Source organism: Sphingomonas sp. GC_Shp_3 (assembly GCF_026540945.1).
Lineage (GTDB): Bacteria > Pseudomonadota > Alphaproteobacteria > Sphingomonadales > Sphingomonadaceae > Sphingomonas.
Map to the genome: position 1 here is coordinate 125,036 of NZ_JALNUT010000001.1, position 13,375 is coordinate 138,410.

Below are 13,375 nucleotides of genomic sequence, written 5' to 3' on the forward strand. Positions count from 1 at the left end.
ATGCTCGATCGTCGCTCCTTCATCGGTACCGGTGCGCTGGGTCTTGCCGGCGTGCTTGCGCCGCGCATGGCGTTCGCCAAGGCGGCGACCGACCGGCGCTTTGTTTTCATCATCCAACGTGGCGCGGCGGACGGGCTGCATATCGTCGCGCCTGTGGGTGATCCGGCGTATGCGGCTGCGCGCGGCGCCTTTGCCGAGGATTTCGCGACCGCGCCGAAGCTCGACGCGACCTTCGCGCTGCATCCGGCGCTCGGCGCGGTGAACCGGCTGTACGGCCAGAAACAGGCGTTGTTCGCGCATGCGATCGCCTCGCCGTACCGGGATCGATCGCACTTCGACGGACAGAACGTGCTCGAGACTGGCGGTGCGAGCGCCTATCAGGTGCGCGACGGCTGGCTCAACCGCATGCTTGGCCTGCTATCGCCTGATGAGGCCAAGGCGATCGCGATCTCCGCGACGATGCCGATGGCCTTGCGTGGCCCGCATGAGGTGTCGTCCTACGCTAGCGCGGCGCTGCCGCAAGCATCGGACGATCTGATGCAGCGGGTGTCGATGCTCTATGCGGGGGACAGCCAGTTGCATGCGTTGTGGAGCGATGCGCTCGCCACACGCAGCCTGACCGGCGACATGGCGGCCGACAACGGCAAGAACGCGGCGGCGACCGGCGCGCTGGCAGCCAAGTTGCTCGCCCCTGCCAACGGCGCACGCATCGCCATGATCGAGACTGGCGGCTGGGATACGCACACCGGCCAGCGCGGGCGACTGGCGGCGCAGTTGAAGGGGCTCGATGGCATGATCGGTGCGCTCCAGAGCGGTCTCGGGCCGGTGTGGGCGGATACGATGGTGCTGGTCGCCACCGAGTTCGGGCGGACGGTGGCGGTGAACGGTACCGGTGGCACCGATCACGGCACCGGCACGGCGGCGATGCTGCTCGGTGGTGCGGTGAAGGGTGGGCGCGTGCTGGCCGACTGGCCCGGTTTGGCGACGAGCGCCTTGTACGAAAACCGCGATCTGAAGCCGACCATGCAGCTCGACGCGCTGATCGCCGGTGCGACCGCGTCACACTTCGGGATCGAGGGTGACCGCGCGATGGCGGCGTTGTTCCCAGGTGGGCGAGGCGGCAAGGCGGTGACCGGGCTGGCGTAGACCGCGCCGTTTGAACCCGGACGCGCATTCCGCTAAGGCCCGCGCTCGCCAGACACGACCGGACCAGACATGACCCTTTACGCCCGTTTCGCCGCGCATCTCGATGCGGCGCTCGACACGCTTGTTGCTGCCGGAGACCTGCCCGCCGGGCTGAACCGCGCGGCCGTCACGGTCGAGCCGCCGCGCGACGCGAGCCACGGCGACCTCGCCACCAATGCGGCGATGGTGCTCGCAAAGCCCGCTGCCACCAACCCGCGCGCGCTGGCCGAGAAGATCGCGGGAGAGTTGCGCAAGCTCGACGAGGTCGAGGACGTGGCGATCGCCGGGCCGGGCTTCATTAACATGAAGCTCAGCGATGATAGCTGGCGCGCCGAGCTGTCCGCTATCCGGGACGCGGCGGGTGATTATGGCCGCTCCACCACGGGCCGTGGCACGACCGTCAACATCGAATATGTCTCGGCCAACCCGACCGGGCCGATGCACATGGGCCATTGCCGTGGCGCGGTGGTGGGCGATGCGCTCGCCGCCCTGCTGGAGTTCGCCGGGCATACCGTGATCCGCGAATATTACGTCAACGATGCCGGCGGACAGGTCGATACGCTCGCCCGCTCGGTGCACCTGCGCTACCGCGAGGCGCTGGGCGAAGATGTTGGCGCGATCCCGGAGGGTCTGTATCCGGGCGACTATCTTGTCCCGGTCGGTCAACAGCTTGCAGCCGAATATGGCGACCGCTTCGTAACGGCCGATGAGAGCGAGTGGCTGGTGCTGTTCCGCAAAACCGCGGTGGCGGCGATGCTGGTGATGATCCGCGCCGATCTCGCGCTGCTCGGCATCCACCATGATCTGTTCTCGTCCGAGGCCGAGTTGCAGGCCGAGGGCAAGCCGGAGGCGGCCGAGGCGGAGCTACGGGCGCGTGGTCTGATCTATGACGGCGTGCTGGAAGCGCCCAAGGGGCAGGAGCTCGAGGATTGGGAGCCGGTGGTGTTGCCGCTGTTCCGCTCGACGCAGTTCGGCGACGATCAGGACCGACCGATTCGCAAGTCGAACGGGCAGTGGACGTATTTCGGCGCCGACCTCGCCTACCATTTCCAGAAGGCGCAAGCCGCCGACGCGCTGATCGACATCTGGGGCGCTGACCATGCCGGCACCGTCAAGCGCATCACCGCTGCGGTGCAGGCGCTGACCGGGGGCAAGACTCGCTTCGACGTCAAGCTGGTGCAGATGGTGCGCCTGCTGCGTGCTGGTGAGCCGGTGAAAATGTCCAAGCGTTCCGGTAACTTCGTGACGCTTGCTGATGTCGTGCGCGAGGTCGGCAAGGACGTGGTGCGCTTCACCATGCTGACCCGCAAGGCCGATGCGCAGATGGACTTTGACTTCGCGAAGGTTGTCGAGGCATCGAAGGACAACCCTGTCTTCTATGTCCAATATGCACATGCGCGGATTGCTTCGCTGCACCGCCGGGCTGCCGACGCGAATATCGTGTGTGATGGTGTTGACGTGTCTCAACTTGATACGGAAGATCTCGCGCTGGTGAAGCTGGCGGCGCAGTTCCCCCGTATCGTTGAGACGGCTGCGGCGGCACGTGAGCCACACCGAATTGCATTTTATCTCTATGACTTGGCCGCTTCACTTCATGCGTTGTGGAATGTCGGCAACGATCGGCCGGAACGTCGCTTCCTTTTGATCGACAATCCGGCCGTCACATGCGCGCGGCTTTTCCTCGCCGACGCGATCGGGCAGATCATTCGCAACGGTCTCTCCATCATGGGGGTTGAGGCTGTCGAGGAGATGAAGTGATGACGTCGCCCAAGCTGGATTCCCACGACGACGATCGCCTGCCGTGGCTGGAAACCGCAGAGGATGATTATCACGAAGGACCGTCAGCACTGCATATCGCGCTGGTCGTGGCGGCGTTGCTCGCGGTGATCGCCGCGGCGATCCTCGGCTATCAGCTCATCCGCAATGCGCGCGATGCCGGGGGCAACGGCGCGATGATCGCCGCGCAGGAGGGCGATTACAAGGTCAAGCCGGATGAGCCGGGTGGCCTCAAGGTCGAAGGCGAGGGCGATAGCGCCATTGCGACCAGCAACGGCGCAGGCAGCGGCAATGCGTCGATCAACGTAAAGGCGGTGCCCGAGGCGCCGATCATCGGCAAGAAGGCCGCTCCGGTGGTCAAGGAAGGTGCTGGCACCAGCAAGGCGGTCGTTGCGTTGCCGCCTTCGCACGGCAAGCTGGAGGCGAAAACGACGACGCCTGCCGTCGCGCACGGCACCTCCGGCGGTGCACTCGTGCAGCTCGGCGCGTTCCCGTCCGAAGCGGCGGCAAATGCGGCATGGAGCAAGCTGTCCGCGCGGATCACCTATCTCGCGCCCCTCGGCAAGTCGGTGCAGGTTGCCGACGTAAACGGTCGCACCACCTACCGGCTGCGCGTCAACGCCGGAAGTGCCAGCCAAGCCGGCGAGCTGTGCGGCAAGCTGAAGGTTGCCGGCGAGGCGTGTTTCGTTGCCAAGGATTGAGAAAGAAGGCGAACGTGCGTCGCGTTGGCGGTGAATGCCGCGCCGGTGGTGCTCCAAATCGCAGGCGCTGGTTGAACCCGGTTGGACGGTCCGCCCAAGGCTGATATGCCGCTGGGATGAAGCCTGTCATCTTTGGCCTGTCGGGCCTTACCGTTACCGCCGATGAGCGCCGGTTTTTCGTCGAAGCCGAACCTCTCGGCTTCATCCTGTTCAAACGAAACATCGAGAACCGCGTTCAACTCCTTGCCCTGACGGATGAACTACGCGCCATGACGGGCCGTGACGATCTGCCGATCCTGATCGATCAAGAGGGCGGGCGCGTCGCGAGGATGGGGCCACCGGAATGGCCGGCATTCCCTGCCGGCCCGGCATTTGATGCCCTGTATGATGTGGCGCCGATCTCCGCCATCGAGGCGGTGCGCGCGCATGCCGAGGCAACCGGCGTGATGCTGGCCGAAGTCGGCATCAACGTCGATTGCTGGCCGATGCTCGACATCGCGCAACCGGATACCGCCGAGATCATCACCATCCGCGCGCTTGGTCGCGAGCCGATGCGTGTCGCGGCGATGGGCCGCGCGATCCTTGACGGCCTCGCGCGGGCTGGTGTGGTCGGAGTGGTCAAGCACATGCCGGGCCATGGCCGCGCGCTTGTCGACAGCCATCTCGAACTGCCGCGCGTGACTGCCGACGAAGCCGCGCTTGAGGTTGATCTCGAACCGTTCCGCAGGCTTGCGGATGCACCGATGGGGATGACGACACATATCGTGTTCGACGTGTGGGATGCAGCGCGCCCCGCAACGCTATCGCCGACCGTCGTCGAACAGGTAATCCGCGGCAAGATCGGATTCGACGGGCTGTTGATGACGGACGACATCGACATGAAAGCGTTGTCCGGCACCGCGGGCGAGAAGGCTGCGGCGGCGATTGCTGCAGGCTGTGATGTGGTGCTCGACTGCTGGGGGCGCATGGACGAGATGGTCGAAATCGTCGAGCGGCTTGACGATATCTCTGCGGTGTCACGCGCGCGGCTCGACCGCGCGATGGCGGGAGTAACGGCACGCAGGAGTGACGTTGCATTCGCGAAACTGGTCGCCAAGCGCGACGCGTTGCTGGCGCTGGTTTGATCCTACGCACCCGGCAGGTCGTGCGAACAAGTGACCTCGGTTGTCGCACACGTGTCGGATCTGATTACACCGCACCATGACCGAACCCGAAACCCTTACGCTCGACCTGGATGGCTGGGAGGGGCCGCTCGATCTGCTGCTGGCGCTGGCGCGTAATCAGAAGGTCAATTTGCGGGAGATTTCGATCCTCGCGCTGGTCGATCAGTATCTCGCCTTTATCGAGCAAGCCCGCGAGATCAGGCTGGAACTCGCCGCCGATTATCTGGTGATGGCCGCGTGGCTGGCATATCTCAAATCCGGTTTACTGCTGCCGCGCGATCCGGAGGTCGAGCCTTCCCCTGAAGATCTCGCCTTGCGGCTGCAACTGCGCCTGGAGCGGCTGAACGCGATGCGCGACGCGGGCGCTCGGCTGATGGCGCGCGACCGGATCGGTCGCGACGTCTTCGCGCGGGGTTCGCCCGAAGGCTTGAGAACCATGCGCAAAACATTGTGGCAGGCCGAAATCTTCGATCTTATTGCGGCGTATGGGCGGATCAGCGCGCGGACCCGTCCGGTCATGCACATCGTTGCCGATCGCCCGGTGATGACGCTGGAAGCCGCGCTCGATCGTGTCGCCCGTCTGGTCGGCAGTGCGATCGACTGGGCGGTGATCGAAAGCTTTTTGCCCGACGGCGCAAGCGACGTGTTCCGTAAGTCTGCGCTCGCATCTTCGTTCCTCGCGGCGCTGGAACTTGCGCGGCAGGGGAGGGTGGAACTGCAACAGGCGTCCCCGTTCGCACCGCTGTACCTGCGCGCGCTGCGATGACAGTGCCCGACCCTCTCGTCCGAGCGGTCGAGGCAATCCTGTTCGCCGCCACCGAGCCGCTGACAGCCGACGCAATTCGCGCACATGTCGGCGAGGGCGCGAACGTGCGGGCTGCGCTCGATCGTCTCGCCGCCGATTACGCCGGGCGCGGTGTCGAATTGGTCCGGCGTGGCGACCGCTGGCACTTCCAGACTGCCGCCGACATGGCCCACCTGCTGAGACGGGATCGCGAGGAACCGCGCAGGTTGAGCCGCGCCGGAACCGAGACTCTGGCGATCGTCGCCTATCATGAACCTGTCACCCGCGCGGAGATCGAGGCGATTCGCGGCGTGCAGATTTCCAAGGGGACCATCGACGTACTGATGGAGGCCGGTTGGGTGCGCCCCGCCGGACGACGCGAGGTCCCGGGTCGGCCGCTGCTCTATGCGACCACGCCGGCGTTTCTCGCGCACTTCGGTCTGGCGAGCCGCCGCGACTTGCCGGGGCTTGAGGATTTGCGTGCTGCCGGACTGCTCGATCCCCTCGATCTTGCGCTAGAAATGCAAGCGGACACGAACGAGGTGGTCAAGCGTTCGGAACAGGACTAGAAAGGTCTTGTACTAGGAGAAGTGTGATGGGTTTCGGTAGTCCGATTCATTGGCTCATTTTCGGCGTTTTGGCGATCCTCGTTCTGGGTGGTGGCCGCTTTTCGAGCATGATGGGCGATGTCGCAAAGGGCATCAAATCGTTCAAGAAGGGCATGGCCGAGGAAGACGAGCCTGCGCGCCCGGCAAGCCGCATCGAGGCGAAGGCCGCAGCGGAACCGGCGTTCGACGTGAACGGCGAAAAGGTTCGCGAAGACCGTTAAGGCCGCAACTCCCTTAACGTCCTCGCTGAAGGTTCTGCCCGTACATGTTCGATATTGCGCCTATGGAACTGCTGATCCTCGGGACGGTGGCGCTTGTCGTCATCCCGCCGAAGGATCTGCCCAAGGCAATGCGCGTCGCCGGCTATTGGGTCGGCCGGATGCGCGGTGTTGCCAACCAGTTTCGCAGCGGTTTCGACACCATGGTGCGCGAAGCCGAGTTGCAGGACATGGAAAAGAAGTGGGCAGCGGAGAACGAGCGCATCATGCGTGAGCATCCGCCGACACCGGCGATCGAGGCACCTCCCGTGGCTGCGATCGAGCATGTGCCTGCTACCACGCAGCCGGATATGCCAGCGCTGCCTGATAGTGAGCGGCAGTATAGCGAGGATGCCCCCCCGGTTTACGTGGAGCATCCGACGGTCACCCCCGCCGCCGACGCTGTTTCGCACGCCCCGGCCGACCGTGACAAGGCGCCGTCATGAACGCACCGGCCGACGAACTCGACGCCTCGCGCGCACCGTTGCTGGATCACCTCGTCGAATTGCGACGTCGGTTGCTTTACAGCATTGCCGCGCTGGCGGTTGCGTTCGGCGTCTGCATGTATTTTGCCGAACCGATCTTTGGCATTCTGGTCCATCCCCTCATTCAGGCGGGTCAGAAGCGAATCTATTATACCGGTCTGTTCGAGGCTTTCTTCGTGCAGCTCAAGGTCGGACTGTTTGCTGGACTGATGGTCGCCTTTCCAGTGATCGCCAACCAGCTTTGGCAGTTCGTTTCACCGGGTCTGTACCGGAAAGAGAAGCGCGCGCTCCTACCTTTCCTGATCGCGACTCCGTTCCTGTTCGCGAGCGGTGCAGCGATGGCGTATTTCGTTGCGGTGCCGACGGCGCTGCATTTCCTGCTGAGTTATCAGGGCAACGTCGGGGGCATCGAGCAGACCGCTCTTCCGGCGGTCGACAAATATCTCGATTTCGTGATGCAGTTCCTGCTTGCCTTTGGCATCGCATTCCTGCTGCCGGTCGTGCTGATGCTGCTGGAACGAGCGGGAATTGTAACCCGCAAGCAGTTGGTCGGCGCGCGACGCTACGCGATTGTCGGCTGCTTCGGCGTCGCGTTGGTGCTTGCGCCGCCTGACGCGGGTTCGATGATCATGCTCGCGGTGCCGCTGATCCTGCTGTACGAACTCGCGTTGATCGCGATCTGGTTTACCGAGCGGCGGCGGCCTCCGGTCGAGATCGAAGCCGAACCCGCTGAATAAAGAAAAACCAGGGTCACGGCGTTACCGGTACCCTGGTTCGTTCAAAACGGAATGACGAAGATTACTTGGCGTCGTCAGCAGTCTTGGCAACGGTGTTGCCCGCTGACTTAACATCCTTGCCGGCGCCTTCGATCGTGTTGCACGCGCTTACCAGCAATGCACCAGCGACGAGCGCCAATCCTACGAACTTCCGCATTTGAAATCTCCTGACCTTCCGAAGGAAACGCCTTCGTGCCCGAACAATGTTCGAGGTCGCGCTACGTTCCGCATGCATAACGCTGCGACGTTTAAAATGTCTTGGGAGCCGGAGTTTGCACGGAAAAGAATTTGGGTCCGGCGCACTACCGGGGGGGGGGAGGGTAGTGCGTCCGGACCCATGTCTTGGATAGCGAGAGCGGGGGGGGGGCATAAAGTCGCTATCCGAGGTGTAGAACGTGGCGAGTCAAGTTGGGTTCCGGGTACCTGGAAAAAAGTGTGACATGCGTAGCGGCCGGCCGGGTCGTTTGTCGGCGGACGCGAGCCGCTGGCGCGGTCGGCCTCGTGCCGCTAGAGAAACGATATGTCCACGACCTTCACGATCGATACCGCGACCAGCCGCGCCAATCCCACGCCCACCCCGATGAAACGGCTGACCGTGCCCGCGATTCGCAAGCGCAAAGGTGCCGATGGGGGCGGCGAACCGCTGGTGATGCTGACCGCCTACACGGTGCGGATGGCGCAATTGCTCGATCCGCATTGCGATCTCCTGCTGGTCGGCGACAGTCTGGGCCAGGTCATCTACGGTCTGCCGTCCACGCTGCCGGTAACGCTCGACATGATGTGCGCGCACGGCGCGGCGGTTGTGCGCGGCAGCTACCACGCTGTCGTCGTCATCGACATGCCGTTTGGCAGTTACGAGGCGAGCCCGCAGCTGGCGTTCACCTCGGCGGCGCGGATCATGGCGGAGACCGGCGCGGCCGCGGTCAAGCTCGAAGGCGGGGCGGCGATGGCGTCGACGGTCGCGTTTCTGTCCGAGCGCGGCATTCCGGTGATGGGGCATATCGGCCTCACGCCCCAGGCGGTGAATGCACTCGGCGGGTATGGTGCGCGCGGTCGCAGCGAAGCCGAACAAGCCAAGATCCTCGCCGATGCGCACGCCATCACCAACGCCGGCGCGTTCGCAATCGTAGCGGAGGGTGTGCTGGAGCCGCTGGCGCGCACCATTACGGAACAGGTCGCCTGTCCGGTCATCGGCATTGGCGCATCGGCGCAGTGCGACGGGCAGGTGCTGGTGACCGAGGATATGCTCGGCCTGTTCGAGCGCACGGCGCGGTTCGTCAAGAAGTTCGACGATATGGCCGGCCGCATTTCCGCCGCGGTTGAGACCTATGCGCGCGATGTACGATCTCGGGAATTCCCGGGCGTGGACCAGACGTATCTGCCGAAGGACTGACCACTTCCCCTTGTTGCCGCGGACCGCTAAGGTCGGCGTCTTCCCAGCCTGATGGAGCTTTGCGTTGGCCGTTACGCCGAATACCGATGCCGCATTCCTGCGCGAAGTCGATGAAGAGCTCCGCCGCGACCAGTTGGCGGGCGCTTGGGAGCGTTACGGACGGCTTGCCATCATCGCGCTGGTCGTCGCGCTGGCGCTGTTCGGCGGATACCTGTTGTGGCGCAATCACGAACAGTCGGTATCGGGTGCAAAGGCCGAGACGTTGCAGAAGGTGTATGACGGCATCGCCGCCAAGACGCCGGGCGCGGACACGCCGCTCGCCGATCTCGCAACCGCTGGTGAGCCGGGCTACCGAGCGCTGGCGAAGTTCACGCAGGCCGATCTGCTGCTCCAGAAGAACGATCTGGCGGGTGCGGCCAAGATTTTCGCAGCGATTGCAGCCGATACCGGCGTGGGCCAGCCCTTCCGCGATCTCGCGCTGATCCGCCAGACCAGTGCGGAATTCGACGGCCTCAAGCCGGATGTCGTCGTGGCACGGCTGCGCGATCTCGCCAGGCCGGAGAACCCTTGGTTCGGCAGCGCCGGCGAGCTGGTGGCGATGGCCTATCTGCGGATGAACAAGCCCGACCTGGCTGGCCCGCTGTTCGCCCAGATCGCGCGCAATAATGATGTACCCGACACGATCCGCCAGCGTGCCGTCCAGATGACGGGTATGCTCGGCATCGACGCTGTCGATCAGGTTGAGGACAAGAAGGCCAAATGAACAAGCGTACCGCAATCCTGGCCGCGGCGGCTTCTGCCTCGCTCGCGCTGAGCGGCTGTGCCGCACTCAAAGGCGGCGGGCGTCATAAGACCCCGACGTTAGGCGAGCGCATCCCGATCCTCGCCTCCGAAAGCGCGGCGGACGCGGACAAGACAATCGCCGATGTGCAGGTCACCTTGCCGGAGCCGACCGTCAACGAGAGCTGGGCGCAGCCCGGCGGCAGCGCGGCCAAGTCGCTAGGTCAGCTTGCGCTTGGCACCGCGCTCACCCGGCAGTGGACCGCGCAGATCGACGGCGGATCGAACCGGCAGCGGTTCGGCTCCGCGCCGATCGTGGCGGATGGCAAGTTGTTCGCGGTCGATGTCGACGCCACCATTCACGCGTTCGACGCCACGACTGGCGCCAAGATGTGGACCGCCGATATCGCGGCGGGTTCGAAGAAGAAGAACCGCGCGGCTCGCTTCGGCGGCGGCGCGAGTTTCGATGACGGCAAGATCTTTGCGACCGATGGCCTTGGTGACGTCGTCGCGTTCAACGCCAAGGACGGCAAGGAGTTGTGGCGAGTACGCCCGGGCGGACCGCTGCGCAACGCGCCGGCGGTGGCACTCGGCCAATTGTATGTGCTGACGCAGGATAATCAGCTTTACGCGCTGTCGCAGGCGGACGGATCGGTGGTGTGGACCGGTTCGGGTTCTCTCGAAACGCAGGGTGTGTTCGGCGTGGCCGCACCGGCGGTGGCGCAAGGGACGGTGATCGCCGGTTTCTCGTCCGGCGAGTTGACTGCCTATCGTTACGAGAACGGCCGCACGCTGTGGCAGGATGCGCTGTCGCGCTCCAGCATCTCGACCTCGGTATCGTCGCTTGCCGATATCGATGCTGATCCGGTGATCGATCGTGGCACGGTGTTCGCGGTCGGGCAGGGCGGCCGCACGGTCGCGCTGGAGATCAATTCCGGCCAGCGTCAGTGGGAGCAGAACTTCGCCGGCATTTCGACCCCGTGGGTGGCAGGCGAGTGGCTGTTCCTGGTGACCGATGACGCGCGTCTGGTCTGCCTGGCGCGTTCCACCGGCAAGGTGCGGTGGATCAGCCAGCTCCAGCATTACAAGAGCGACAAGGTCGCTGCGGACGATGTTGCTCCGACTGACAAGAAGAAGAAAAAGAAGAAGGAAAAGCACAAGAACCCGATCACGTGGTTTGGCCCTGTGCTGGCTGGCGGACGGCTGGTGCTGACCAACTCGCTCGGCCAGATCGTGTCCGCCGCGCCGGAAACGGGGAAAGTGGTGTCGTCGATCAACGCGAAACAGAGCTTCACGCTGCCGCCGATCGTGGCGAATCAGACGCTCTATGTGCTCGATCAGAAAGGCCATGTGGTCGCCTATAAGTGACGGCGGGGCGATGCTGTTCGCGACCGAAAGCCGCGAGCCGCTGAGCCGGCGGGTGTAGATCGACCCGAGCACCGAGCAGATGCTGCGCCGCATCGTTGGTGCGGCCGGGTCGTCCGGCGCGGGTTCAGGCAACGTCGGGCGGCACGAAGCGCCCCGGGGGTGACGAAAGCGCGAGGGTATCGTAAGGGAGCGCGATGCCTAACCTCCCCGTGGTCGCGATAATCGGCCGACCGAACGTCGGTAAATCGACCCTGTTCAACCGCCTCGTCGGCAAGAAGCTCGCGCTGGTCGACGATCGTCCCGGTGTGACGCGTGATCGTCGCGAGGGCGATGCCTCATTGATCGGGCTCGACTTCCGCGTGATCGACACCGCCGGCTATGAGGATCAGGACGCCGCCTCGCTCCCTGGTCGGATGCGGCAGCAGACCGAGGCCGCCGTCGCGCAGGCCGACGTCGCGTTGTTCTTGATCGACGCGCGTGCCGGCATCGTTCCGCTCGACGAGGAGATCGCGCGGTGGCTTCGCGGTTCGACCACGCCGATCGTGCTGGTCGCCAACAAAGCCGAAGGCCGTGCAGGTGAGGCCGGCATCATCGAGGCGCTCGCGCTCGGTTTCGGCGATCCGGTCGAACTTTCCGCCGAACACGGCGAAGGCCTCAGCGAATTGTTCGAGGCGCTGCTACCGCATGTCGAACGCGACGCGGATGCGCCGATCGAGGAAGAGCCCGAGGACGACGAGTTCTACGAACATGGGCCGCTGAAGCTTGCCATCATCGGTCGCCCGAATGCGGGCAAATCGACGCTCATCAACAAGATCCTCGGCGAGGATCGCCTCATCACCGGTCCGGAGGCCGGGATTACGCGTGATTCCATCGCGATCGACTGGTCCTGGCAGGGGCGGCCGGTTCGCCTGATCGACACGGCCGGCATGCGTAAAAAGGCGCTCGTACAAGATAAGCTCGAGAAGCTGTCGGTTGCCGACGCGCTGCACGCGATTGATTTCGCTGAAGTCGTCGTACTGTTGCTCGACGCTACACGCGGGCTGGAGGCGCAGGATCTGCGTATCGCCGACGCCGCGCTGCAGGAAGGCCGCGCGCTGATCGTCGCGATCAACAAGTGGGACGTGGCCGAGAATGGCTCCAGCCTGTTCAACGGCATTCGGGGTGCGCTTGAAGATGGGCTAAGCCAGGTCAAGGGTCTGCCCGTGCTCACCGTTTCGGCGGCAACCGGCAAGGGTATCGACACACTGATCCAAGTCGCGTTCGAAACGCGCGAAGCATGGTCGCGGCGGGTCGGCACCGGCGAACTTAACCGCTGGTTCGAAAAGGCGGTCGACGCCAATCCGCCACCGGCGCCCGGCGGCAAGCGCATCAAGCTCCGGTATCTTACCCAGGCCAAGACGCGCCCGCCCGGTTTCGTTCTGTTCGGCACGCGCGTCGACCAACTGCCGATGAGCTACCAGCGCTATCTTATCAATGGCATACGGCGCGATCTCGGCTTTGGTGCGGTTCCGGTGCGGCTGACGTTGCGGGCTCCGAAAAACCCGTTCGATCGCTAGGACGCCATAGTTGACGCGGCAGTAAGCGTGTCTCGTCAATATCTCGTTTACCGGGACCGCGTAGAAGCTTCCTATAACTATCTCGGTCGCTCATGGTCGTGATGGAGGAGGTTTACAGTGGCGCTCGACGATCGGGATCTTGTCGACTGGACGGCGTTCGCAAGCGCGCGCAACGAGTTGGGTGCGGGCTTCGTACGTATCCTTGGCTATTTCCGCGAAGATGGCGTGAAATCCGTTGCGGCGATCGAAGCGGCGATGCGCGCGCAGAGCGCCGCCGGTCTTGTGCTGCCGGCGCACACGCTGAAGGGCGAGTCTCGGCAGTTCGGCGCCGAACCGCTCGGCATGCTGGCGGAGCGGATCGAAACGATCGCACGGGATTGTGTCGAAAACCGTGATACGCCCGAAGAGGCGCTTGCACTGGTGGCAAGCTTGCGTCCGCTGTTCGAACGCACGCTATCGGTGCTGGAGCACGAGGCGAACCCCATCGTGGCGCGGCGCGGTGGCTTCGGACGGCGTGTCGCCTAGCCTTTTCCCGCACTCGCG

Annotated in this window: 15 protein-coding genes; 14 read left to right on the forward strand and 1 reads right to left on the reverse strand. The window is 64.4% G+C overall.

Translation table 11 applies throughout. From position 1 onward, the window contains the following. The 9 genes from OXR00_RS00605 to tatC all read left to right on the forward strand — a co-directional run bounded on the left by OXR00_RS00605 (position 1) and on the right by tatC (position 7,696). Complete coding sequence (locus OXR00_RS00605; protein ID WP_267386091.1) at positions 1-1,146, forward strand: DUF1501 domain-containing protein; 1,146 nt, start codon at positions 1-3, stop codon at positions 1,144-1,146. A gap of 69 nt (positions 1,147-1,215) precedes the next feature. Beyond that, the gene (gene argS / locus OXR00_RS00610) at positions 1,216-2,943 is read left to right on the forward strand and encodes an arginine--tRNA ligase (protein WP_267386092.1); all 1,728 of its coding nucleotides are present in this window, start codon (positions 1,216-1,218) and stop codon (positions 2,941-2,943) included. Further along, the gene (locus OXR00_RS00615; RefSeq protein ID WP_267386093.1) at positions 2,943-3,662 is read left to right on the forward strand and encodes an SPOR domain-containing protein; all 720 of its coding nucleotides are present in this window, start codon (positions 2,943-2,945) and stop codon (positions 3,660-3,662) included. Before argS ends, OXR00_RS00615 begins: the two co-directional genes overlap by 1 nt. Positions 3,663-3,778: 116 nt before the next feature. After that, the gene (locus tag OXR00_RS00620; RefSeq protein ID WP_267386094.1) at positions 3,779-4,786 is read left to right on the forward strand and encodes a glycoside hydrolase family 3 N-terminal domain-containing protein; all 1,008 of its coding nucleotides are present in this window, start codon (positions 3,779-3,781) and stop codon (positions 4,784-4,786) included. A gap of 76 nt (positions 4,787-4,862) precedes the next feature. Next, a complete protein-coding gene (locus OXR00_RS00625) occupies positions 4,863-5,591 on the forward strand; it encodes a ScpA family protein (RefSeq protein ID WP_267386095.1) in 729 nt (242 codons plus the stop codon). After that, positions 5,588-6,178, forward strand: coding sequence for an SMC-Scp complex subunit ScpB (gene scpB / locus OXR00_RS00630; protein ID WP_267386096.1), 591 nt, complete (start codon positions 5,588-5,590; stop codon positions 6,176-6,178). Before OXR00_RS00625 ends, scpB begins: the two co-directional genes overlap by 4 nt. A 26-nt stretch (positions 6,179-6,204) precedes the next feature. Beyond that, positions 6,205-6,438 carry a Sec-independent protein translocase TatA gene (locus OXR00_RS00635; RefSeq protein WP_242146020.1) on the forward strand — a complete coding sequence of 78 codons (234 nt, stop codon included), beginning with the start codon at positions 6,205-6,207 and terminating at the stop codon, positions 6,436-6,438. A gap of 44 nt (positions 6,439-6,482) precedes the next feature. Further along, a complete protein-coding gene (tatB, locus tag OXR00_RS00640) occupies positions 6,483-6,920 on the forward strand; it encodes a Sec-independent protein translocase protein TatB (RefSeq protein WP_267386097.1) in 438 nt (145 codons plus the stop codon). Then, entirely contained in the window at positions 6,917-7,696 is a 780-nt protein-coding gene (gene tatC, locus OXR00_RS00645) for a twin-arginine translocase subunit TatC (protein ID WP_242146022.1), read from the forward strand. The genes tatB and tatC overlap by 4 nt, the downstream gene beginning before the upstream one ends. Before the next feature lie 61 nt (positions 7,697-7,757). On the opposite strand, the gene OXR00_RS00650 is transcribed toward tatC, so the two are convergent. Further along, positions 7,758-7,892 carry an entericidin A/B family lipoprotein gene (locus OXR00_RS00650; protein WP_267386099.1) on the reverse strand — a complete coding sequence of 45 codons (135 nt, stop codon included), beginning with the start codon at positions 7,890-7,892 and terminating at the stop codon, positions 7,758-7,760. 363 nt (positions 7,893-8,255) lie between these two features. Here OXR00_RS00650 and panB point away from each other — a divergent pair, with 363 nt between their 5' ends. From panB to OXR00_RS00675, 5 genes are all read left to right on the forward strand, one after another. Further along, positions 8,256-9,128, forward strand: coding sequence for a 3-methyl-2-oxobutanoate hydroxymethyltransferase (gene panB, locus OXR00_RS00655; RefSeq protein ID WP_267386100.1), 873 nt, complete (start codon positions 8,256-8,258; stop codon positions 9,126-9,128). 64 nt (positions 9,129-9,192) lie between these two features. Next, complete coding sequence (locus tag OXR00_RS00660) at positions 9,193-9,891, forward strand: tetratricopeptide repeat protein (protein WP_267386101.1); 699 nt, start codon at positions 9,193-9,195, stop codon at positions 9,889-9,891. After that, positions 9,888-11,276: a PQQ-binding-like beta-propeller repeat protein gene (locus OXR00_RS00665; protein WP_267386102.1), complete on the forward strand. Its 1,389-nt coding sequence runs from the start codon at positions 9,888-9,890 to the stop codon at positions 11,274-11,276. The genes OXR00_RS00660 and OXR00_RS00665 overlap by 4 nt, the downstream gene beginning before the upstream one ends. Before the next feature lie 194 nt (positions 11,277-11,470). Further along, positions 11,471-12,832 (forward strand): ribosome biogenesis GTPase Der, encoded by a 1,362-nt coding sequence (gene der / locus OXR00_RS00670; protein WP_267386103.1) that lies wholly within the window; start codon positions 11,471-11,473, stop codon positions 12,830-12,832. A gap of 117 nt (positions 12,833-12,949) precedes the next feature. After that, a complete protein-coding gene (locus OXR00_RS00675) occupies positions 12,950-13,357 on the forward strand; it encodes an Hpt domain-containing protein (protein ID WP_242146028.1) in 408 nt (135 codons plus the stop codon). Positions 13,358-13,375 lie beyond the last annotated feature (18 nt).